We start from the raw sequence: 21,466 nt of genomic DNA, 5'->3' as shown, positions 1-21,466 counted from the left end.
TTGTTGGGATTGCAGGCAACAAAAAGGCCCCCGTTGCGGGAGCCTTGATGTTCAGCGGATCAGCTTACATGTTCGGATAAGTCGGCCCGCCGGCGCCTTCCGGCGAGACCCAGGTGATGTTCTGCGAAGGGTCCTTGATGTCGCAGGTCTTGCAGTGAACGCAGTTCTGGGCGTTGATCTGGAAGCGCTTTTCGCCGTCTTCCTGGGTCACCACTTCGTACACACCGGCCGGGCAGTAGCGCTGGGCCGGTTCGTCGTACAGCGGCAGGTTCTTGCTGATCGGGATGCTCGGGTCGGTCAGCTTCAGGTGGCAGGGCTGTTCTTCTTCATGGTTGGTGCCGGAGATGAACACCGAACTGAGTTTGTCGAAGCTGAGCTTGCCGTCCGGTTTCGGGTAGTCGATCTTCTTGCTATCGGCCGCCAGTTTCAGGCAGGCGTAGTCCGGCTTGGTATCGTGCAAGGTGAACGGCAGCTTGCCGCCGAAGATGTTCTGGTCGAGCCAGTTGAAGCCGGCGCCGACGATGGGTCCGAACTTGTGCATCGCCGGACCGAAGTTGCGGCTGGCGAACAACTCTTCATACAGCCAGCTGGCCTTGAATGCGTCGACGTAGGTGGTCAGTTCGTCCGCGCCTTCGGAACCGGCGAACAGCGCATCGGCCACCGCATCGGCGGCGAGCATGCCGGACTTCATCGCGGTGTGGCTGCCCTTGATCTTGGCGAAGTTCAGGGTGCCAAGGTCGCAACCGATCAGCGCGCCGCCCTTGAAGATCATTTTTGGCAGCGAATTCAGGCCGCCTTTGCAGATGGCGCGAGCGCCGTAGCTGATACGCTTGCCGCCTTCCAGGTACTGCTTGAGTACCGGGTGATGCTTGAGGCGCTGGAACTCGTCGAACGGCGACAAGAAGGTGTTGCCATAGGACAGGTCAACGATCAGACCAACCACCACCTGGTTGTTTTCCAGGTGATAAAGGAAGGAGCCGCCGGTGTTTTCGGTGCCCATGATGTCCAGCGGCCAGCCGGCGGTGTGCACCACCAGGCCTGGTTGGTGCTTGGCCGGGTCGATCTCCCAGATTTCCTTCAGGCCGATGCCGTAGTGCTGGGCGTCGGCGTCGCTGTCCAGGTTGAAACGCTTGATCAGTTGCTTGCCGATGTGGCCACGGCAGCCTTCGGCGAACAGCGTGTACTTGGCGCGCAGTTCCATGCCGGGGGTGTAGAGGCCTTCCTTCGGGTGGCCTTCACGGTCGACACCCAGGTCGCCGGTGATGATCCCGCGTACCACGCCGTTCTCGTCGAACAGCGCCTCCTGGGCGGCGAAGCCGGGGTAGATTTCCACACCCAGGTTCTCGGCCTGCTGGGCCAGCCAGCGGCACAGGTTGCCCAGGGAAATAATATAGTTGCCTTCGTTGTGCATGGTCTTGGGCACAAAGAAGTCAGGGATTTTGCTCGCGGCGTCGGCGTTTCTCAGAACATAAATGTCATCGCGCACAACCTTCGTATTGAGTGGCGCGCCGAGTTCTTTCCAGTCCGGGAACAGTTCGTTCAGGGCGCGGGGTTCGAACACCGCACCGGAGAGGATGTGCGCACCGACTTCGGAGCCTTTTTCGACCACGCAGACGCTGATTTCTTTACCGGCTTGGGCGGCCTTGTGTTTCAGTCGGCAAGCGGCAGACAGGCCAGCGGGGCCGGCACCGACGATGACCACGTCGAATTCCATGTATTCGCGTTCCACAGGCTATCTCCTACTCAAGGCTCACAGTTTTTTCTAATTGGAGGTTTGGCGTTGCATCCGTTATTTCCTTCGCAAAAGCGACGAAAGCGGCAATGGATGCCCCGCCGTTCTCTCTTAAGCGGCGCATTATATCTACACCACTCTCAGGGTCCAATACAAACGTTTGTTTGAAAATGCTGGAGCCCAGATAAATCACTGACGTGCGGCTTATGACTGACCATTTTGCCGTATTGACCGGAATAGGCGTTCCGGTCAAGATACGGGCGGTTTTGCGCTCGCCGTAGGCTGACTGTTGGTTTCAAGAGCACCTCTAAAGACAGGGCGAAGGCAGCACAAAGTGACGTAACGCACGGTTCGGCCGCGCAGTTTACACGCCGCGATAATGAATGACTCATCGGTCACCACTGACGAACGGTCTTCACTCCCGTGAGCAAGGTCATGTGTGGTTCATGCCGGCGTTTTTAGAGGTGCCCTTGCGCCCACGAGCATCAACCGCCAGGTTCGCCTAGGCGACTTTCTTTTCACCGGAGAGTAACGAGGAATCCATGAAGGTTCTTGTAGCTGTCAAACGAGTGGTCGACTATAACGTCAAGGTTCGCGTCAAGGCGGACAACTCCGGCGTCGACCTCGCCAACGTCAAGATGTCGATGAACCCTTTCTGCGAAATCGCCGTAGAAGAAGCCGTACGCCTGAAAGAAAAAGGCGTGGCGACTGAGATCGTCGTTGTCTCCATCGGCCCGACCACCGCCCAGGAACAACTGCGCACCGCGCTGGCACTGGGTGCCGATCGCGCCATCCTCGTCGAATCCGCCGAAGACCTGACCTCCCTGGCCGTGGCCAAGCTGCTCAAGGCCGTTGTCGACAAGGAACAGCCATCGCTTGTGATCCTCGGCAAACAGGCCATCGACAGCGACAACAACCAGACCGGCCAGATGCTCGCTGCATTGAGCGGCTACGGTCAGGGCACGTTCGCGTCCAAGGTCGAAGTCAGCGGCGACAGCGTTGCCGTGACTCGCGAAATCGACGGCGGCGCGCAGACTGTTTCCTTGAAACTGCCGGCCATCGTCACCACCGACCTGCGTTTGAACGAGCCGCGCTACGCGTCTTTGCCAAACATCATGAAAGCCAAGAAGAAGCCGCTTGAAGTGCTGACTCCTGACGCTTTGGGCGTTTCCACCGCCTCCACCAACAAGACCCTCAAAGTCGAAGCGCCGGCTGCACGCAGCGCGGGCATCAAGGTCAAGTCGGTGGCTGAACTGGTCGAGAAACTGAAAAACGAAGCGAAGGTGATCTGATCATGACTATCCTCGTAATCGCCGAACACGATAACAAGGCGCTGGCTCCGGCCACGCTGAACACCGTTGCTGCCGCTGTCAAAATCGGTGGCGATGTGCACGTTCTGGTGGCCGGGCAGGGCGTTGGCGCTGTGGCTGAAGCCGCTGCGAAAATCTCGGGCGTGTCAAAAGTGCTGTCGGCCGATAACGCTGCCTACGCGCACCAACTGCCGGAAAACGTTGCTCCGCTGGTGGTTGAGCTCGGCAAGGGCTACAGCCACATCCTGGCTGCCGCCACTTCCAACGGCAAGAACATCCTGCCGCGCGTAGCCGCTGCGCTGGACGTCGACCAGATCTCCGAGATTATCTCGGTAGAAAGCGCCGACACCTTCAAGCGTCCGATCTACGCCGGTAACGCCATTGCCACCGTGCAATCGAGTGCTTCGGTCAAGGTCATCACGGTCCGCGCTACCGGTTTCGACCCGGTTGCCGCCGAAGGTGGCTCGGCTGCCGTCGAAGCCGTCGGTGCTGCCCATGACGCCGGCCTCTCCAGCTTCGTCAACGAGGAACTGGCCAAGTCCGATCGTCCTGAGCTGACCGCTGCCAAGATCGTCGTTTCCGGCGGCCGTGGCATGCAGAACGGTGACAACTTCAAACACCTGTACGCCCTGGCCGACAAGCTGGGTGCTGCCGTCGGCGCTTCCCGCGCGGCGGTCGACGCAGGTTTCGTACCCAACGACATGCAGGTCGGTCAGACCGGCAAGATCGTTGCACCACAGCTGTACATCGCTGTCGGTATTTCCGGCGCGATCCAGCACCTGGCCGGCATGAAAGACTCCAAAGTGATCGTTGCGATCAACAAGGACGAAGAAGCGCCGATCTTCCAGGTGGCCGACTATGGCCTGGTAGCGGACCTGTTCGAAGCCATCCCTGAGCTGGAGAAGCTGGTCTAATCCGGCATCTTCACTTATAAAGAGCCCGGCCTTTTGGCCGGGTTTTTTATTGTCTGCACTATGGGTGTCACTGCAAGGGGAGCGTATTGCCATGGATCTTCGCCGTTTGGCCGGCTGGTCGTTGTTGTGGGCGCTGGCGGCTCTGCCGGGCCTGGCTGCCGCTGCCGGCAAGTGTGAGCGACTGATCGCCACCGGCAGCCCGGATGCGCCGCCCTACCTGTGGCAAGACCCTCAAGACCCCAAGCACTTGATCGGCGCCGGTGCCGACCTGCTGGCGCAAGTGGCGGGGGAGTTGGGGATCAAGATCGAATTGCTCTACGCCGGCAAGCGCGCCCAGGCACTGGACGAGGTGCGCAGCGGACGCATGGACCTGCTTACCGACGCTCCGCTGACCACGACCGGGCTCGAAGCCCTGGACTACGTCCATCCGCCCTTGCTGGAAAACGATTACCTGGTCTGGACCCGCAAGGATTCGACACTGGTCATCAATCAGCCCCAGGACCTTCATGGTCATCCCGGCGCGTTGTCGGAAAAGGCGCGAATGACCCAGGCATTTGGCATTTTTGCCGAGCAGCAATTGACCCTGACCCATACCCCCAACCTGACCCAGGCCTTTCAGAAATTGCTGCTGGGGGAGGTGGAATATGTCCTGGCGGGGCGCTATTCGGGCCTGGCGATGGCGCAGTCACTGGGCATGGCGAATGACCTGCAGGCCGCACCGCAACCGATGGATAAACCGGGGCTGTTCCTCGCGGTTTCCCATAACTCCGCCTGCAATGACCCATGGTTACGCGGACAGCTGGCGCAAAAGATGACAGAATTGGCCGCGTCCGGCCTGACGGAGGCTGTGTTGCAGCGCAATCTCGAGCGTTGGAAAACACAGTTGCAGCCACCTGTCGGTGCCTCAAAACAGTAGGGAACATTAGTGACTATTCGACCTCTTTTCGCTGCCCTGGCCGTTCTGGCTCTGGCGGGCTGCGCAGCCGATCCGGCGCCGAATGAACAGATCCGCCTGACCGAACAGGCGTTGGAGCAAGCCCGGGCCGTGGGCGCCAATGCCGACGAAGTGCCCGAATTGAAACTCGCCGAAGAAAAGTTCGCCCGGGCCAAGAGCAACATGGCCGACGAATCGTACAAGAAGGCGCGCATGCGGGCCGAGCAGGCCGAGCTGGATGCACGCCTGGCCGAAGCGAAGGTGCTGACCCTCAAGAGCCAGGAGCAACTGAACGTGCTCAACACCCGCATCGAGCGATTGCGCAAACAGCTGAGGGATGATGCCCAATGAAGCAGTCCCATGTATTCGGCGGTTTGATCCTGGCAGGCTTGGCCAGTTTGTACGGCTGCGCGGGTCAGCGCAGCGAAGCGGCGTTGGAACAGGCCGGCACCGACTTCCAGAAGGTCAAGGAAGACTCCAACGTATTGCGCGCCGCGCCCAAGGACGTGATCCGCGCTGGCGAATCCCTGGCTCGGGCCGACCGTTTGTCCAGCTACTGGGGCAGCGGCGAGGATGTGCTGCATTACGCCTACCTGAGCCAGCGTTACAGTGAGATCGCCCGGGAGCACAGCAATCAGGTGCTCAACGAAGAACGCGCGGCGAAGCTTGAGTTGGAGCGCCAGCGTTTGCAGTTGGCCCTGCGTGAATCCAAGCTGCTCAGTGTCCAGCAGCAGGGCAAGTGGCTGGAAGAACAGATCATGGCGATGGCGACCACCCAGACGGATCGTGGCCTGGTGATGACGCTGGGTGACGTCCTGTTCGACACCGGTGAAGCGGAATTGAAGAACTCGGCCAACCGGGTCGTGCTCAAAATCGTGCAGTTCTTGCAGCTCAACCCCAAGCGTGTAGTGCGCATTGAAGGGTATGCCGACAGCACCGGCGGCAAGCAGGAAAACCTCAAACTGTCCCGTGACCGTGCACAAGCGGTGGCAGACGTGCTGGTGGACTTGGGGATCGACGAAAAGCGTATTCAGGTCGAGGGCTACGGTGACGAGTACCCGGTGGACGTCAACGCTTCCGAGCGTGGTCGGGCACAGAACCGTCGCGTTGAAATTGTGTTCTCCGATGAGAAAGGCCAGCTCGGCGCCGCCCGCTGAGGGCTGCGTCACTGGAAAACCCGGCCCTTCAAAGGTGCCGGGTTTTTTTGGGCCTGCGGATTGATCATTAATGAGTACAGTTGGGGCTGTCACTGCGCTGTACTGTCGAGTAATCTAATAACTGTCCCAGTACACTTCTAAACTGTTCCGGTATCGTTTCTGACAACAATAAAATGCCCGCGAAATCGAGTGCTGCGTCATGACCAACCTCTTGCTCTATCAACGTATTGCTCAACAACTGGCTGAAGACATCCGGCGCGGTGTGTATCAGCCCGGTGAACGCGTACCTTCGGTGCGCAAGATGAGTTCGCAGCTCAACGTCAGCCATGCGACGGTGCTGCAGGCCTACGCCAACCTTGAAGACCAGGGGCTGATCCGCGCGCGGCCGCAGTCGGGCTACTACGTGCACCAGACCCCGGCTCTCACCGCGCCGACACCGGACATCGCTCGGGTCGAACGTCCAGGGCTGGTGACTCGCAGCAGCATCATCCAGCAGGTATTGGTCGAGTCGCGCCGCGAAGGGGTGTTCCCACTGGGGGCGGCGGTGCCAAGTGTCGATTACCTGCCTGTACGGGCATTGCATCAGCAATTGGCCAAGGTCACGCGTTTCCACAGTCCGCGGGCGTTCAGCTACATGTTCAGCCCGGGCTTCGAGCCGTTGCGTCGCCAGGTGGCGATTCGCATGCGTGACGCCGGCGTAGTGGTGGATCCCTCCGAGGTGGTGATTACCCACGGCTGTGTCGATGCGCTGCAAATGTCCTTGCGGGTGCTGACCCGGCCAGGGGATCTGATTGCAGCCGAATCGCCCACCTACTATGGCTTGCTGCAATTGGCGGATCTGTTGGGCCTCAAGGTCATCGAGATCCCCAGCGACCCGGTCACCGGCATGAGCCTTGAGGCCCTGCAACTGGCGGCCAACCAGTGGTCGATCAAGGCGCTGGTGCTGACCACGCGCCTGAGCAACCCCCTGGGCGGCACCATGCCCGAGGAGCGGCAAAAGCAACTGTTGCGTCTGGCATCGGACTTCGACATTCAGATCGTCGAGGACGATATCTATGGCGAGTTGATGTTCGAGCAGGGACGCACCAAGGCGCTCAAGGCCTATGACCGGTTGGACCGGGTCATTTACTGTTCGAGTTTTTCCAAGACGTTATCTCCGGGTGTGCGCATCGGCTGGATGATCGCCGGAAAATTCCAGCAGGAAATCCAACGGCTCCAGACCTTCAGCACTCACTCGGCGTGCAGCGTCACGCAGATGGGCATCGCGGCGTATCTGGAAAATGGCGGCTATGACCGGCACTTGCGCTATATCCGCCAGGAGTACCGCAAGAACCTCAGCGCCTTTCAGTTGGCGGTGCAGCAGTACTTCCCTGAAGGCACGCAAATGAGCCGTCCCACCGGCGGTTTCATCCTGTGGGTCAGCCTGCCGGGGCGGGTCAATACCCAGGAGTTGCATGTGCGGGCACTGCAACAAGGCATCAGTATCGCGCCAGGGCTGATTTTCAGTAACACCGAGCAGTTCAATCACTGTATCCGCCTGAATTGCGGCACACCTTGGAACCGCGAAGCCGAGCGGGCCTTGATGACGCTGGGCCTGTTGGCCACTCAATTGTGCCAGGAGACCGCCAGCGGTTTTTGAAAGGAATCAACCGCTTAGCCTGATGTGCTTGTCAGCACCTTATTATCAGGCGAGCATGGGGGTCTCTGCCGTAAATGCCGTTGTATTTATGAAAGCCATTGTTCCTGCCGCCTGGGTTTTGATCGGCCTGTTGACTGCCTTCCATACGGGAGGCGTCGTGGCTGCTTCGGCACAGGAGAAAACAGCCGCCAGCGCCACGAAAAATGTGCCGAAAAAACCGGCAGTGGTCAAAAAGGCTCCCGCGAAAAAAGCGGCTCCGGCGAAGAAAAAACGCGCCCCTGTCGCCTCCAAGAGCAAATCTGCCCGTGAGGTCGCCAAGATCCCGTTGCCGCCGGCCAAGCTGGACTTAAGCCTGCCCCATGAGATGGTCGAGAAACTGCAACCGCCGGGTAAGGTGCTGTCGCCCAAGCGTGAGCAGCTGTTGCCGTCCATGTTCGAGGAAAAGCCCGGACCGTTCCAACTCAATGGCCGTTTGCTGAGCAATGAAATGCAACTGCCACTGCGTAATCAGGAACGCAAGGAAGTGGACGGCGCGGCGCTGGAGTTCGAGTTCAAGCAATAGCCCATCGCCTTGAATGCAGTTCGTCGATGACTGTCCGGTCATCCTGCCGTGGGCGAAAAAACACGCGGACGGTAATTTAAAACGAGTGTTTTAGCCGTTACTCTGTGTTCTGTTACTAACTATTACCTGCCGTGAGGATGATGTCGTCATGAAATGCCGTGAAGGCTGTGGCGCCTGTTGCATCGCCCCTTCCATCAGCTCGCCCATCCCTGGCATGCCCCAAGGCAAACCGGCGGGAGAACGCTGCGTGCAATTGTCGGTCGATAACCTGTGCAGGATCTTCGGCCAGTCGGAACGACCGTCGGTGTGCTCGGCGTTCGAAGCCGACATCGAGGTTTGTGGCAACAGCAGCGAAGACGCCATCCGGCTCATCGGTTGGTGGGAGCAAGTCACTGCAGCGTAGTGGGTCAATGATCGGAACTGAAATGAACGAACTTGGACAATAAGGAAAAAATTATGGGTTCGCTGCATCGTATGGCTGTGTTGTGTGGTTTGACCGTGTTGTTGGCAACGGCCACCGCCCAGGCAGAAGACTGGCAAGTCGCTAAGGATCAGGACGGTATCAAGGTTTCCCTCAGTGAAGTGGCCGGCTCCAAATACAAGGCCTATCGCGGCGTGACCGTCATGACAACCACCATGGCCAAGCTGCGGGCCCTGCAGGAAGACGTCTCGGGCGCCTGCGCCTGGATTCATGAGTGCAAGAGCCAGAAACTGCTCAAGCACGAAGGCAATCAGAGCTGGACCTATACCCAGTTCAATACGCCGTGGCCGGTTACGCCTCGGGACTCGGTGCTGAAAGTCATCACCGTCGAAGGCGCTGATGGCAGCCTGACGCGCAATCTTGAAGGTGTGCCGACCTATCTGCCCGAAGAAAAGGGTTTTGTGCGGGTGGCGCAGGTCGAGGGCTTCTGGAAGTTCACGCCCAAGGGCGCGAACCAGGTCGAAGTGACCTACCAGGTGCACACCGAGCCGGGTGGTCAGGTACCGTCTTGGCTGGCCAACAAGTTCGTGGTGGACGCGCCGTTCAACACCTTGAAAGCGTTGAAGGAACGTGCCGAGAAATAATCGGCAGGGCTGTGCAAATGGCTGCATGGAAAGACCGCCCGCGAGGCGGTTTTTTCATGCGTGCCGTCCAACCACTCAGCGGAACGAATGTTGCGCTTTCAATGTCGAGATAAAGGTAAGCCAGGCCCTGAATTGATCGAGGAGACACCGATGCAAAAGTGGGAAATCACTTTCGTTGATGACCACGGCGAAACTATCGTCGAGCCGTTCTACTGTGACCAGGAGCCCACCATGGAGCAGGCTGCACAACTGATTCGAGAAAGGTTGCTTCCAGTGCTCGAGCAACTGGACCTCAACGATCTGGAGGGGCGTACCGAAGACCCTACAGTCAAGAACCTAAAATCCCAGCACAGCATCGAAATTATCAGCATTACTCCAATTTCATGAAGTTCATTGCCAAGCTCCGCTTGGCACTCGCCACGACTTGAGGCTACTCTGCAATTGAGATCAGCGAGGGATCGCGAAGGTCCGGTCTTGTCAGCTACATGCTTGTGTCCCGACGGTAATTTGATGCCGCATCGCGTGTAGCTCACGGGTTGCGCGTACGGGAAGACGGAAAGTCTATCCATCAGTTCAGGAGGACGTTTCATGAGCACAGCCTATCAAGAAGACATCAGCACCAGCGTGTTGCGCCGCATGAAAGAAGGCGGTTTCGATTTTTCACGATTCCATCCCATCGAGTTCTACGCCATTTTCCCGGATGAGGAGCGGGCGCGCAGGGCAGCAGGTCATTTTCGCGGGGAATCGTTAAATGCGCAGATCAGTGCACGGGACGACGGGGCTTGGTCATTGGAGCTGAGCCGGGTGATGTACGCCACCTATGATGACATTGGAGACTTCGAGCAAGACTTTGAGGCGGTGGTCGAGCCCTTGGGCGGCATCATCGAAGGCTGGGGCGTCAAGCAAGAGATTCGGCGCCTGCAGGCCTGACATTTCTCTCACCGCAACCAAAGCAACGGCTGACCTTTGTGTCGGCCGTTTTCATGTGCGATGCCAAACAAGAACATCACCCACTGATCTACCGCCAACATCACCTCAACTGACCCACACTCTGGCGAATGCTCATCCCCGCAGGTTTTGTACCTAACTGTATCCAGGGCAGGTTGTGTCCTTTTTCCGTGGCTATGCTCAGGAGAGCCGCGCCTTGCGTCGTAATGAAGCGAGGCGCGGCGGGGTGGGGGCATTTTTTGCACTATAAGGGTGCGGGGGCTATCGGTGGATAATCCAACCCGTTGATCATAAGGCGTTTATGCCGATGGCACGGGCCTTGCGAAGCCTTGATGTCAGGGTGACAAGGAGTACGGCATGATCCGCACTGGTTTTGATGAAATGTACGACGCCGACGGCCAGGTCCGCCCGCATTACCGGGCATTTTCCCGTTGGCTGGCCGAAACGCCTGACGAGCTTCTGGCCCAACGCAGACGCGAAGCCGATCTGCTGTTTCATCGCGCCGGGATTACGTTCACGCTCTACGGTGACGAGCAGGGCACAGAGCGCCTGATCCCTTTCGACACCATCCCGCGCAGCATCCCCGCCAGTGAATGGCGAGTGGTCGAGCGTGGCTGCATCCAGCGGGTCAAGGCGCTGAACATGTTTCTCGCCGACCTCTACCACGAACAACGGATTATCCGGGCCGGCATCATCCCGGCCGAGCAGGTGCTGGCCAACGAGCAGTATCAGTTGGCGATGCAAGGGTTGGATCTGCACCGCGACATCTATGCCCACATTTGCGGTGTCGACCTGGTACGCGATGGCGACGGCACGTACTACGTGCTCGAAGACAATCTTCGTACGCCCAGCGGCGTCAGCTACATGCTCGAAGATCGCAAGATGATGATGCGCCTGTTCCCCGAGCTGTTCGCCGTCCAGCGCATCGCCCCGATTGACCATTATCCCAACCTGCTGCTCGATACCCTGAAAAGCTCCAGCCCGCTGGATGACCCCAGTGTTGTCGTGCTCACGCCTGGGCGTTTCAACAGCGCTTTCTTCGAACACGCGTTCCTGGCCCGTGAGATGGGCGTGGAGCTGGTGGAAGGCGCTGATCTGTTCGTGCGCGACGACAAGGTGTTCATGCGCACCACTGACGGGCCGAAAGCGGTGGATGTGATTTACCGTCGTCTCGATGACGCATTCCTCGATCCACTGGCCTTCAATCCGGATTCAATGCTCGGTGTACCGGGGCTGCTGTCGTCCTACCGTTCGGGCAATGTGGTGCTGGCCAATGCCATCGGCACTGGTGTGGCGGACGACAAGTCGGTGTACCCGTTTGTCACCGATATGATCCGTTTTTACCTGGACGAAGAGCCGATCCTGAAGAACGTCCCTACATGGCAGTGCCGTAATCCCGCTGAACTTTCCCACGTTCTGGCGAACCTTCCGGATCTGGTGGTCAAGGAAACCCAAGGCTCCGGCGGTTACGGAATGCTGGTGGGGCCGGCCGCGACGACGGCGCAGATCGACGCCTTCCGCGAGCGGATCAAGGCCAAGCCGCACGCCTACATCGCTCAGCCGACGCTGTCGCTTTCGACGTGCCCGACCTTTGTCGAAAACGGCATCGCCCCGCGCCACATCGACTTGCGTCCGTTTGTGCTGTCCGGTCGTGAAACCCGCGTGGTGCCTGGCGGCCTGACCCGCGTTGCGCTACGCGAAGGCTCCCTGGTGGTGAACTCGTCCCAGGGCGGTGGTACCAAGGACACCTGGGTGGTCGAGGATTGAAGGAGCTGCCATGTTAAGTAGAACCGCCTCGGATCTGTATTGGATGTCGCGTTACCTGGAGCGCGCGGAAAACCTCGCGCGGATGCTCGACGTCAGCTATTCGCTGTCACTGATGCCCCAGGACGGGCGCGGCGACGGCTTGCACGAACTGGCGATGCCGTTGTTGATTACTGGCACGCTGGACGATTACCGAGAACGACATGGCGATTTGCATGCCGAGCGATTGCTGCATTTTTTTGCCCTGGAAGCTGCCAACCCGACCAGCATCTACAGTTGCCTCGGCTCCGCGCGGGCCAGTGCCCACGCGGTGCGTGGGCGAATCACCGCCGACATGTGGGAAAACATCAACGCCACCTGGCTGGAGATTCGCGATATTGCCGAGCAAGGCCTGAGTCGCTACGGCATGAGCCGTTTTTGCGAGTGGATCAAGGAAAGGTCCCACCTGTTTCGAGGCGCAACCTACGGCACCATCATGCGTAACGACGCGTTCAGGTTCATTCGTCTGGGGACCTTTATCGAAAGGGCCGACAACACCTTGCGCTTGCTCGACGCCCGCTACGAAATGGCGGGCGATCAGGCCGACGCGGTCAGCGACGGCACGGCCCACGCGTACTACCAATGGAGTGCGCTGTTGCGGGCCTTGTCTTCCTTCGAGGCCTACACCGAGATCTATCGCGACGCCCCCGGTGCCCGCCACGTGGCTGAACTGCTGCTGTTGCGCGCCGACGTGCCGCGTTCGCTGCGTGCCTGCACCGAAGAGATCGACCAGATCCTCGCGAGCCTGCCGGGCACTACCGGCCGACACGCACAACGCCTGGCGGCGGAAATGGACGCACGCTTGCGCTACACCGGCATCAACGAAATCCTCGGCGGGGGCCTGCATGCCTGGCTCACCGAATTCATCCCACTGGTCCGCGAACTGGGCAACGCCATTCACAGTTCCTACCTGGAGGTCATATGAGACTCTCAATCAGCCATGAAACGGCCTACCACTATGAAGACCAGGTTCGCGCCAGCATCCAGTACCTGCGCCTGACCCCCCACGACAGCGAACGCCAGCATGTACTGAGTTGGCAACTCGATTTGCCCCGGCCTGTGCGGGCGCAACTGGATCCGTTCGGCAACATCCTTCATGTGCTCACTCTGGACGAGCCTCACGAAACGATCGTCATCGGCGCCCGCGGCCAGGTGGACATCGATCCGTTACGCGAAGCCGAGCACGAGAGCCAGTCGGCGCTGCCGTTCCTGCGGTTCACCCGGCTGACCGAGGCGGACGAAGCGCTTCGCGGGTTTGCCCAGCAGCAATGCAAGCAACGGCGCGATCGCACGGCGTTGATCGACTTGATGCACGGACTGAACCAGCACATGACCTATACGCCCGGCTCGACCGAAGTCGAGACCAGCGCGGCCCAGGCTTTTGCCGGCCGCAGCGGCGTGTGCCAGGATCACGCCCACGCATTCCTGGCCTGCGCCCGTAGCCTGGGTGTGCCGGCGCGGTATGTGTCGGGCTATCTGTTCAGCGACAACAGCGAACACCTGGCCAGCCACGCCTGGGCCGAAGCCTGGCTGGACGACGCCTGGTACAGCTTCGACGTGACCAACCAACTGGCCCGTCCGGAACGACACCTGAAACTGGCCGTGGGCCTGGATTACCTGGATGCCTGCCCGGTTCGCGGCATGCGCCGGGGCGGCGGTTGTGAGCAGATGCATGCCAAGGTGGTCGTGATACCGGCGCCGGTGATCACGGTGCAGCAGCAATAACCGCCTGGCGAGCGAGCTTTTGTGGCGAGGGAGCTTGCTCCCGCTCGAGTGCGAAGCGCTCGCAAGCTTTTTAAGGGGCTGCTGCGCAGCCCATCGGGAGCAAGCTCCCTCGCCACGGAAGCAAACTTACTGGCTCAACGGCTGTTTACGCCCCGCCATATGCTTCAAATACCCCACCAGTAAATCCAGTTCCGAGTCCGGCAGCCCCGCCTCTGAGAACCCGGGCATCTTGCCTTGGGGCCAGCGACGCAGGCTTTGCGGGTCGCGGATATAGCGCTTGAGGAAATCCCCCGAGAAGTATTCGGTAGGATTGAAGGGAATGTTCAGGTCCGGGCCGAACTGCGCATCGCCTGCGCCATTGAGGCGATGGCATGCCAGGCAATTTTTCTGGAACAGTTCGAAGCCTTTATTGACCGGATCGTCCTTGGCCAGAGTGGCCGCGGGCAAAAGGGCAGGGAAGCGTTCAGCCACCGCTGCCAGGCGCTTGATACTCGTTACCGCGTACGGCCACTGTTCGGGGCTGATATGGCCCGCTTGAGGATCGGTCCAGACCAGATAGAAAGGCCCGGCACTGGACTTGCCTTCAGCCAGCGGCGGCCAGGGGTTAGCGGGGTCTTCAATCGCCAGCCAGGCCCGGGCGCCGCTCTTGTTGAGTAACGGCGCGGCGGGCATCTCGGCGGCGAAGCCATCCAGCGCCACGGCCTGCAGATGGTCATCGGGTTGGACGCCGGTCAACAACGCTGTCAGCGGCACGGCGCGATAACTCATCGGTTTCTTGTAGGAAACGTCGTCAGCGATCTGGACCGTTCGGGCTTCAGGGTGCTTGAGCAACTCTTCGGTTTGCCAGGTGCGAGTATTCGTGCCCAACTCCAGCACCAGTTGTGCGGCATACAGCGGCGTGCTGAGTAGCAACGCCCCGAATACGATGAGAGCTTTCAAAATGGATCGCCTTCCATGTCGAGGGGGTGTTGCAAAGGTTGGCACAGCCACCGTCGCTGGAACAACGAACCCGTCACATTTTTTGGCGATACAAGGTGTTGAAGATACAGGCGCCCGCGCGCAAGACTCAGCCGATTACCTTGGTGATATTTGGCAAAATCAACAGCAGCGTCGTGGCGAAGAGAATGAGCCCGGCTTGACGAATTTTCGAATGTTTGAACATGGCTGACCCGCCTTATTGTTATTTCCTGAGGCCAGCCTGCATATCTCCATGACGGCTGGCGTTGCACTTCCTGTTTGACAAGCGCCTCGGCAAAACCCGACGACATTCTTGTACAAGGATTACATTAGGGGCCGCAGCAGCCTTGGCTTAGATCCAATTAATCTCATATATTCACTATATGCTATTAAAAAGGAATGAGGCATATGGCCATCTTCTTGCGGGCCCTTTTGCTAGACAGCTTGCTCACCTGAATCGGTTAACCCGATAGCACGCTACCGTTCGTCTGAGCGTGGTCGTCAACGTCGTTGAGCACTGCGGTCATTGAATCCCGCGCCACTGGGCTTATGGTTGGGGCATCGCATTCCCCTGCAGTCCGAGGATGTCATGACCCAAGCTTTGATTTTCGACGCCTTACGCACGCCCCGCGGCAAGGGCAAGGCCGATGGCGCCCTGCACAGTGTCAAGCCCGTGAATCTGGTGGGCGGCTTGCTCAACGCTCTGCAGCAGCGCATGAGCCTGGACACCCGCCAGGTCGACGACATCGTGCTTGGTTGCGTGACGCCGGTGGGCGACCAGGGCGCCGATATCGCCAAGACCGCTGCCCTGGTGGCGGACTGGGATGTCAGCGTGGCGGGCATGCAACTCAATCGGTTCTGCGCCTCGGGTCTGGAAGCGGTGAACCTGGCGGCCATGAAAGTGCGATCCGGGTTCGAGGACCTGGTGGTGGCCGGCGGCGTCGAGTCCATGTCCCGGGTGCCCATGGGCAGCGACGGTGGGGCGTGGGCGCTGGACCCGCAAACCAACCTGCACGGCCACTTCACACCCCAGGGCATCGGTGCCGACCTGATCGCCACGCTGGAAGGCTTCAGCCGCGAAGATGTCGATGCCTACGCGCTGCACTCCCAGCAAAAAGCCGCCCGAGCCCGGGCCGACGGTTCGTTCGACAAATCCTTGGTGGCGGTACGGGACCAGAACGGCATCGTGCTGCTGGACCACGACGAATTCATTCGCGCCGACTCGACCCTCGAAGGCCTGGGCAAGCTCAAGCCGAGTTTCGAAGCGATGGGGCAGATGGGCTTCGACGCCACGGCGCTGTGGGTCTATAGCCATGTCGAGCGGATCAACCATGTGCATACGCCGGGCAACAGCTCCGGCATTGTCGATGGAGCGGCGCTGATGTTGATCGGTTCCGAGGCCAAGGCGCGTGCGCTGGGCTTGCGACCCCGGGCGCGGATTGTCGCGACCGCCGTTACCAGCACCGAGCCGACCATCATGCTCACCGGCCCGGCGCCGGCCACTCGCAAGGCTCTGGCCAAGGCTGGCCTGCGGGTGGAGGACATCGACCTGTTTGAGGTCAATGAAGCCTTCGCCTCGGTGGTGCTCAAGTTCATCAAGGACATGGCCATCGATCCGGCCAAGGTCAACGTCAACGGCGGCTCCATCGCCATGGGACATCCCTTGGGCGCCACGGGGTGCGCAATCCTTGGCACTTTGCTCGATGAGCTGGAGGCGCGTCGCCTGCGTTATGGCCTGGCGACTCTATGTGTCGGCGGCGGCATGGGCATTGCCACCGTCATCGAGCGACTCTGAGCCACGACTTCAAGGAACACTTTCATGACCGATGCCATCCGTTACGAAACCGGCCAGGACCGGATCGTCGTCCTGACCCTGGACATGCCGGGCCAGAGCGCCAACACCATGAATGCGGCGTACCGCGAGTCTATGGCCGCCTGCGTCGCCCGTTTGATCGCTGAACAGGACTCGATTGCCGGCGTGATCATCACCTCGGCCAAAAAAACCTTTTTCGCCGGCGGTGACCTCAATGAGTTGGTCAAGGTCGGCAAGTCCGAGGCCAAGGCTTTCTACGAGATGGTCCTGGGGCTCAAGGCCCAACTGCGGGCCCTGGAAACCTTCGGCAAACCGGTGGTGGCCGCCATCAATGGCGCGGCTTTGGGCGGCGGCTGGGAAATCTGCCTGGCTTGTCATCATCGCGTGGCACTGGATCACCCCTCGGTGCAAATCGGCCTGCCGGAAGTCTCCCTCGGCCTGCTACCGGGTGGCGGCGGGGTCGTGCGGATGGTGCGCCTGCTCGGGTTGGAAAAGGCGTTGCCGTATTTGCTGGAGGGGAAAAAGGTTCGCCCACAACAAGCGCTGCAGGCCGGTCTGGTCGATGAACTGGCGGCGGATCGTGATGATCTGCTGGCCAAGTCTCGGGCCTGGATTTTCGCCAACCCGAGGGCGGTCCAGCCTTGGGACGTGAAGGGTCATCAGATCCCGGGCGGCACGCCGTCTCACCCGAAAATCGCGCAGATGCTGGCGATTGCACCCTCGATCCTGCGTAACAAGACCCAGGGTTGCCTGCCGGCGGCGGAGAAAATCCTTTGCGCCGCGGTGGAGGGCGCCCAAGTGGATTTCGCCACGGCGCACCTGATTGAAACTCGCTACTTCACCGAGCTGACCACTGGCCAAGTGGCAAAGAACCTGATCGGCACCTTCTGGTTCCAGCTCAACGAGATCAAGGCAGGCGGCTCTCGCCCACAGGGTTTTGCGCCTTATCTGACAAAAAAAGTCGGTGTGTTGGGTGCCGGCATGATGGGTGCCGGTATCGCCTACGTCAGCGCAATGGCTGGCATTGAGGTGGTACTCAAGGACGTCAATCTGGCCGCAGCGCAGAAGGGCAAGGCCCATTCGGCGGCGCTGCTGGACAAAAAAGTCGCCCGCAGTCAGCTCACTGCCGAGCAGCGTCAAGCCACGCTGGCGCGGATTCACACCACCGACAGCGACGCTGATCTGGCCGGTTGCGATCTGATCATCGAGGCGGTGTTCGAAGATCGTTCCCTGAAAGCCAACGTATCGGCCGCCGCCCAAGCGGTGGTGGGGCATGATGCGGTGATCGCCTCCAACACCTCGACCTTGCCCATCACCGGGCTGGCGACGGCAGTGCCAGACCCGACGAAGTTCATTGGGCTGCACTTCTTCAGCCCGGTGGAAAAAATGCCCCTGGTGGAAATCATCAAGGGCGAGCGCACCAGCGCTGAGACCCTGGCGCGGGGTTTCGACTTCGTCCTGCAAATCAACAAGACGCCGATTGTGGTCAACGACAGTCGCGGCTTCTTTACCTCTCGGGTGTTTGGCACCTTTACCCACGAAGGCATCGCCATGCTCGGCGAGGGCGTGAGCGCACCGATGATCGAGACCGAAGCGCGCAAGGCTGGGATGCCGGTCGGGCCTCTGGCGATCTCTGACGAAGTTTCCCTCAGCCTGATGAGCCATATCCGTGCGCAAACCACCAAGGACCTGCAAGCGGAAGGGAAAACGCCGATTGAGCACCCGGCGTTCGCCGTGATTGACTTGTTGCTCAACCAATACAAGCGGTCGGGCAAGGCCGCCGGGGCCGGTTTCTATGAATACCCGGCCGATGGGCAGAAACATCTGTGGCCGGAACTCAAAAGCCGTTTCCAGAAAGCCGCCGGGCAGATTTCGCCCCAGGACATTCGTGATCGCCTGCTCTTCATCCAGGCCCTGGAAACCGTGCGCTGTGTGGAGGAGGGCGTGCTCACTTCGACTGCCGATGCGAACGTCGGCTCGATCTTCGGCATTGGCTTCGCGGCCTGGACGGGCGGTGCGTTGCAGTTCATCAACCAGTACGGCCTGGCGGATTTTGTCGCCCGTGCCCAATACCTGGCCGAGCAATATGGCGAACGCTTCTCGCCGCCGGCCTTGTTGCTGGCAAAAGCGGCTCGGCAAGAATTGTTCTGACGGATTCATCCCGAGGGAGGGGCTTGCCTTGGGACGGTGTTTCAAGGCAGGCTCTGGGGGTGTGCAATATTCCCATCATCGTGTCAGGTATTTTTTATGTCGCTACGCATCTGCATTCTTGAAACCGATATCCTGCGTCCGGAACTGGTCGATCAATATCAGGGTTACGGGCAGATGTTCCAGCGCCTGTTTTCACAGCAGCCCGTCGCGGCCGAGTTCACTGTGTACAACGTGATGCAGGGCCATTATCCCAGCGATGATGAGCAGTTCGACGCCTATCTTGTGACGGGCAGCAAGGCTGACTCCTTCGGCATCGATCCCTGGATTCAAACCCTCAAGACCTACCTGTTGGACCGTTACAAGCGTGGCGACAAATTGCTGGGCATTTGCTTCGGCCATCAACTGTTGGCGCTGTTGCTGGGTGGCAAGACCGAACGTGCGATCCAAGGCTGGGGCGTTGGCACCCATCGCTACAAACTTGCCGCCAAGGCTCCATGGATGAGCCCGGTGATGGAAGAACTGACCCTGCTGATCAGCCATCAGGATCAGGTCACCGAACTGCCCGAAAACGCCACGGTCATCGCCTCCAGCGATTTCTGCCCGTTCGCCGCCTACCACATCAACGATCAGGTGCTGTGCTTCCAGGGCCACCCGGAATTTATCCACGATTATTCGCGGACCTTGCTGGAAATGCGCCAGCAACACCTCGGCGAGCAAATCTACAGACAGGGCGTGGCGAGCCTGGCCCACGAGCACCATGGCACGACGGTGGCGGAGTGGATGATGCGGTTTGTGGCTCAGAAGCAGCTTTAAGCTACAAGTTAAGAGCTGCAATCCTGAGGTTGCAGCTGTTCCTCTCCTACAACCACCCCGAGCGCTTGAAGCTTCCCCACAACGCGGTACAGCCGACCGCAATAAACCCAAGCACGGCGAAATACCCGTAGTGCCAGTTCAGCTCCGGCATGTCCCGGAAGTTCATCCCGTAGATCCCGGCCACTGCCGTTGGAAACGCCAGGATCGCCGCCCACGCCGCGAACTTGCGTTGCACCACGCTCTGGCGCGACGCTTCGAGCAGCACGCCGACCTCAATGGTCTGGCTGGCGATGTCGGCCAGGGTCGCTAGGTCTTCCATTTGCCGCGTGACATGAATCTGCACATCGCGGAAATACGGACTCATGTTTTTGTCGATGAAGGGAAAGTCCAGTCTCTGCAGTTCTTCGCTGATCTCCACCATGGGGGCCGCGTAGCGACGCAGGCGCACTACGTCGCGGCGCAAGCTATGCAGGTTCTGGATGTCTCGCTCGTTCAAGGCGCTGCACAGCACGTTGCGTTCCAGTTCATCGATCTCGGCATGAATGGCTTCACCCACCGGCTGGTAGTTTTCAATCACGAAATCAAGGATGGCGTAGAGTACGAAATCTTCCCCGTGTTTCAGCAAAAGGGGACGCGCCTCACAGCGTTGTCGGACGTGGGCGTAGGACGCTGAGTGGCCGTTACGGGCGGTGATGATGTAGCCCTTGCCGGCGAAAATATGGGTTTCGATGAACTGCAGCTTGCCGTCCTTGCGTATCGGCGAATACGTGACGATAAACAGCGCATCGCCAAAGGTCTCCAGCTTCGGGCGGCTGTGTTTCTCCATGGCGTCTTCAATCGCCAGTTCGTGCAGGTTGAATTGACGCTGCAGGTTGGTCAGCTCCTGGGCACTGGGCTCCTCAAGGCCGATCCATACAAAATGACCTGGTTTTGCAGCCCAGGCGCTGCCTTCGTCGAGGGTGATGTTGGTGACTTTCTTACCGGCGCTGTAAACCGCAGCAGCAACGACTCTACCCATGATGGTGGTTCACTTCTTGTTAGTAAATGGCAGTGGCAGGCAATGTTCAGCTTAGCGCGCCCTGTTGCTTGAGAGTCAGCAAAGTCCGCTGAGTTCGCTGGCAAAAGAAAGCTTATGTGCAGGTGCGCTCAAGCGGCTTGCAGTTGCCGGTCCATCGACTCGATGCACTCGCGCATTTGCTCGCGGCATTGGGCGATGAGCCGGGGCATGTCATCCATGCTCAGCCCTGCTGTAGGAATTGCCGGCAGCGAGCGTATGAGGATGTCACCGCTGCGCCAGCGATTGAGGCGCATGTGCTTGATGTAGCTGCTGACGCACACCGGAACAATCGGCACCCCGGCGGCTATCGCCATTTGAAATGCGCCTTTCTTGAATGGCAGCAGATCCTCGCCAAGATTGCGCGTGCCCTCGGGGAACACCCAGATGGACGTGTTTTCATGTTGCAACGTATGAGTGGTGGTCAGCATCGACTTGCGTGCTTTGATCGCGTTGCCACGGTCGATCAACACATTGCCCGCCAACCAGAACAGCTGCCCGAACAGTGGCACCCACTTCAGGCTCTTCTTGCCGATGCACACGGTGCGGTACGGCACCACGTTGCCGCATACGAACAGGTCATAGTTGGACTGGTGGTTGGCGATGATCACGCAGCTCTGGGGTTTATCCACCAGCGTGCTCACCTCAGCCTTCACCCGCAGGCGCAAAATGCACATGGCGGGCAATGCATACAACCTGGCGCATAAACGGCTGTTGTCTGGGTTGAACGGTCGGCATAGACCCAGGATTACACCGAGCACACCCGCCAGAACAAAGTGCAGGCCCATCAAGAACATACGCAGTACGAACAGCATCTACAGGCCCCATCGGGACAAAAGGTGGCGCAGTGTACGGATGTGCACTGTTTTCGGCAATTGCCACTATAGAG

General features: G+C 59.6%; 21 protein-coding genes. 17 read left to right on the top strand and 4 right to left on the bottom strand.

From position 1 onward, the window contains the following. Positions 1-64 precede the first annotated feature (64 nt). The gene (locus ACA047_RS21030; RefSeq protein ID WP_497352581.1) at positions 65-1,729 is read right to left on the bottom strand and encodes an electron transfer flavoprotein-ubiquinone oxidoreductase; all 1,665 of its coding nucleotides are present in this window, start codon (positions 1,727-1,729) and stop codon (positions 65-67) included. Between the two features lie 545 nt (positions 1,730-2,274). Between ACA047_RS21030 and ACA047_RS21025 the strand changes: the two genes are divergently transcribed. From ACA047_RS21025 to ACA047_RS20960, 14 genes are all read left to right on the top strand, one after another. After that, positions 2,275-3,024, top strand: coding sequence for an electron transfer flavoprotein subunit beta/FixA family protein (locus tag ACA047_RS21025; RefSeq protein WP_014339477.1), 750 nt, complete (start codon positions 2,275-2,277; stop codon positions 3,022-3,024). A gap of 2 nt (positions 3,025-3,026) precedes the next feature. Next, positions 3,027-3,956, top strand: a complete 930-nt coding sequence (locus ACA047_RS21020) for an electron transfer flavoprotein subunit alpha/FixB family protein (protein ID WP_497352578.1) — start codon at positions 3,027-3,029, stop codon at positions 3,954-3,956. 91 nt (positions 3,957-4,047) lie between these two features. Next, positions 4,048-4,872: a substrate-binding periplasmic protein gene (locus ACA047_RS21015; protein ID WP_497352576.1), complete on the top strand. Its 825-nt coding sequence runs from the start codon at positions 4,048-4,050 to the stop codon at positions 4,870-4,872. 9 nt (positions 4,873-4,881) lie between these two features. Further along, positions 4,882-5,241, top strand: a complete 360-nt coding sequence (locus ACA047_RS21010; RefSeq protein ID WP_497352574.1) for a DUF4398 domain-containing protein — start codon at positions 4,882-4,884, stop codon at positions 5,239-5,241. Beyond that, positions 5,238-6,047 (top strand): OmpA family protein, encoded by an 810-nt coding sequence (locus ACA047_RS21005; RefSeq protein WP_497352572.1) that lies wholly within the window; start codon positions 5,238-5,240, stop codon positions 6,045-6,047. The genes ACA047_RS21010 and ACA047_RS21005 overlap by 4 nt, the downstream gene beginning before the upstream one ends. Positions 6,048-6,246: 199 nt before the next feature. Then, entirely contained in the window at positions 6,247-7,686 is a 1,440-nt protein-coding gene (locus ACA047_RS21000) for an aminotransferase-like domain-containing protein (protein ID WP_256232877.1), read from the top strand. An 88-nt stretch (positions 7,687-7,774) separates the two neighbouring features. Continuing rightward, a complete protein-coding gene (locus ACA047_RS20995) occupies positions 7,775-8,248 on the top strand; it encodes a translation initiation factor 2 (protein ID WP_497352570.1) in 474 nt (157 codons plus the stop codon). A 148-nt stretch (positions 8,249-8,396) separates the two neighbouring features. After that, entirely contained in the window at positions 8,397-8,651 is a 255-nt protein-coding gene (locus ACA047_RS20990; RefSeq protein ID WP_497352568.1) for a YkgJ family cysteine cluster protein, read from the top strand. Between the two features lie 53 nt (positions 8,652-8,704). Continuing rightward, complete coding sequence (locus tag ACA047_RS20985; RefSeq protein ID WP_497352566.1) at positions 8,705-9,313, top strand: START domain-containing protein; 609 nt, start codon at positions 8,705-8,707, stop codon at positions 9,311-9,313. A 150-nt stretch (positions 9,314-9,463) separates the two neighbouring features. Next, on the top strand, positions 9,464-9,700 hold the full coding sequence (locus ACA047_RS20980; protein ID WP_497352564.1) for a hypothetical protein: 237 nt from the start codon (positions 9,464-9,466) through the stop codon (positions 9,698-9,700). 201 nt (positions 9,701-9,901) lie between these two features. Next, a complete protein-coding gene (locus ACA047_RS20975; protein ID WP_041021831.1) occupies positions 9,902-10,243 on the top strand; it encodes a ribonuclease E inhibitor RraB in 342 nt (113 codons plus the stop codon). 375 nt (positions 10,244-10,618) lie between these two features. Continuing rightward, positions 10,619-12,028 (top strand): circularly permuted type 2 ATP-grasp protein, encoded by a 1,410-nt coding sequence (locus tag ACA047_RS20970; protein WP_497352561.1) that lies wholly within the window; start codon positions 10,619-10,621, stop codon positions 12,026-12,028. A gap of 10 nt (positions 12,029-12,038) precedes the next feature. Continuing rightward, positions 12,039-12,989 (top strand): alpha-E domain-containing protein, encoded by a 951-nt coding sequence (locus ACA047_RS20965; protein WP_497352559.1) that lies wholly within the window; start codon positions 12,039-12,041, stop codon positions 12,987-12,989. Beyond that, positions 12,986-13,789 (top strand): transglutaminase family protein, encoded by an 804-nt coding sequence (locus ACA047_RS20960; RefSeq protein ID WP_497352557.1) that lies wholly within the window; start codon positions 12,986-12,988, stop codon positions 13,787-13,789. Before ACA047_RS20965 ends, ACA047_RS20960 begins: the two co-directional genes overlap by 4 nt. A gap of 126 nt (positions 13,790-13,915) precedes the next feature. Here the strand turns inward: ACA047_RS20960 and ACA047_RS20955 are convergent, their stop codons facing one another. After that, on the bottom strand, positions 13,916-14,728 hold the full coding sequence (locus ACA047_RS20955; protein ID WP_497352555.1) for a c-type cytochrome: 813 nt from the start codon (positions 14,726-14,728) through the stop codon (positions 13,916-13,918). Between the two features lie 607 nt (positions 14,729-15,335). Between ACA047_RS20955 and ACA047_RS20950 the strand changes: the two genes are divergently transcribed. From ACA047_RS20950 to ACA047_RS20940, 3 genes are all read left to right on the top strand, one after another. Continuing rightward, positions 15,336-16,541: an acetyl-CoA C-acetyltransferase gene (locus ACA047_RS20950; protein WP_497352553.1), complete on the top strand. Its 1,206-nt coding sequence runs from the start codon at positions 15,336-15,338 to the stop codon at positions 16,539-16,541. A 24-nt stretch (positions 16,542-16,565) separates the two neighbouring features. Next, the gene (locus ACA047_RS20945) at positions 16,566-18,710 is read left to right on the top strand and encodes a 3-hydroxyacyl-CoA dehydrogenase NAD-binding domain-containing protein (RefSeq protein ID WP_497352551.1); all 2,145 of its coding nucleotides are present in this window, start codon (positions 16,566-16,568) and stop codon (positions 18,708-18,710) included. Between the two features lie 96 nt (positions 18,711-18,806). After that, a complete protein-coding gene (locus ACA047_RS20940) occupies positions 18,807-19,523 on the top strand; it encodes an amidotransferase (protein WP_497352549.1) in 717 nt (238 codons plus the stop codon). Positions 19,524-19,569: 46 nt separating this feature from the next. Here ACA047_RS20940 and ACA047_RS20935 read toward each other — a convergent pair whose 3' ends face one another. Together ACA047_RS20935 and ACA047_RS20930 are read right to left on the bottom strand one after the other, a co-directional pair. Next, positions 19,570-20,541: a magnesium and cobalt transport protein CorA gene (locus tag ACA047_RS20935; protein ID WP_497352547.1), complete on the bottom strand. Its 972-nt coding sequence runs from the start codon at positions 20,539-20,541 to the stop codon at positions 19,570-19,572. A gap of 128 nt (positions 20,542-20,669) precedes the next feature. Beyond that, the gene (locus tag ACA047_RS20930; protein WP_497352545.1) at positions 20,670-21,392 is read right to left on the bottom strand and encodes a 1-acylglycerol-3-phosphate O-acyltransferase; all 723 of its coding nucleotides are present in this window, start codon (positions 21,390-21,392) and stop codon (positions 20,670-20,672) included. Positions 21,393-21,466: the final 74 nt, after the last annotated feature.

It is taken from the genome of Pseudomonas sp. LBUM1664 (assembly GCF_059695895.1).
This window is presented reverse-complemented; position numbering and strand designations above follow the sequence as displayed.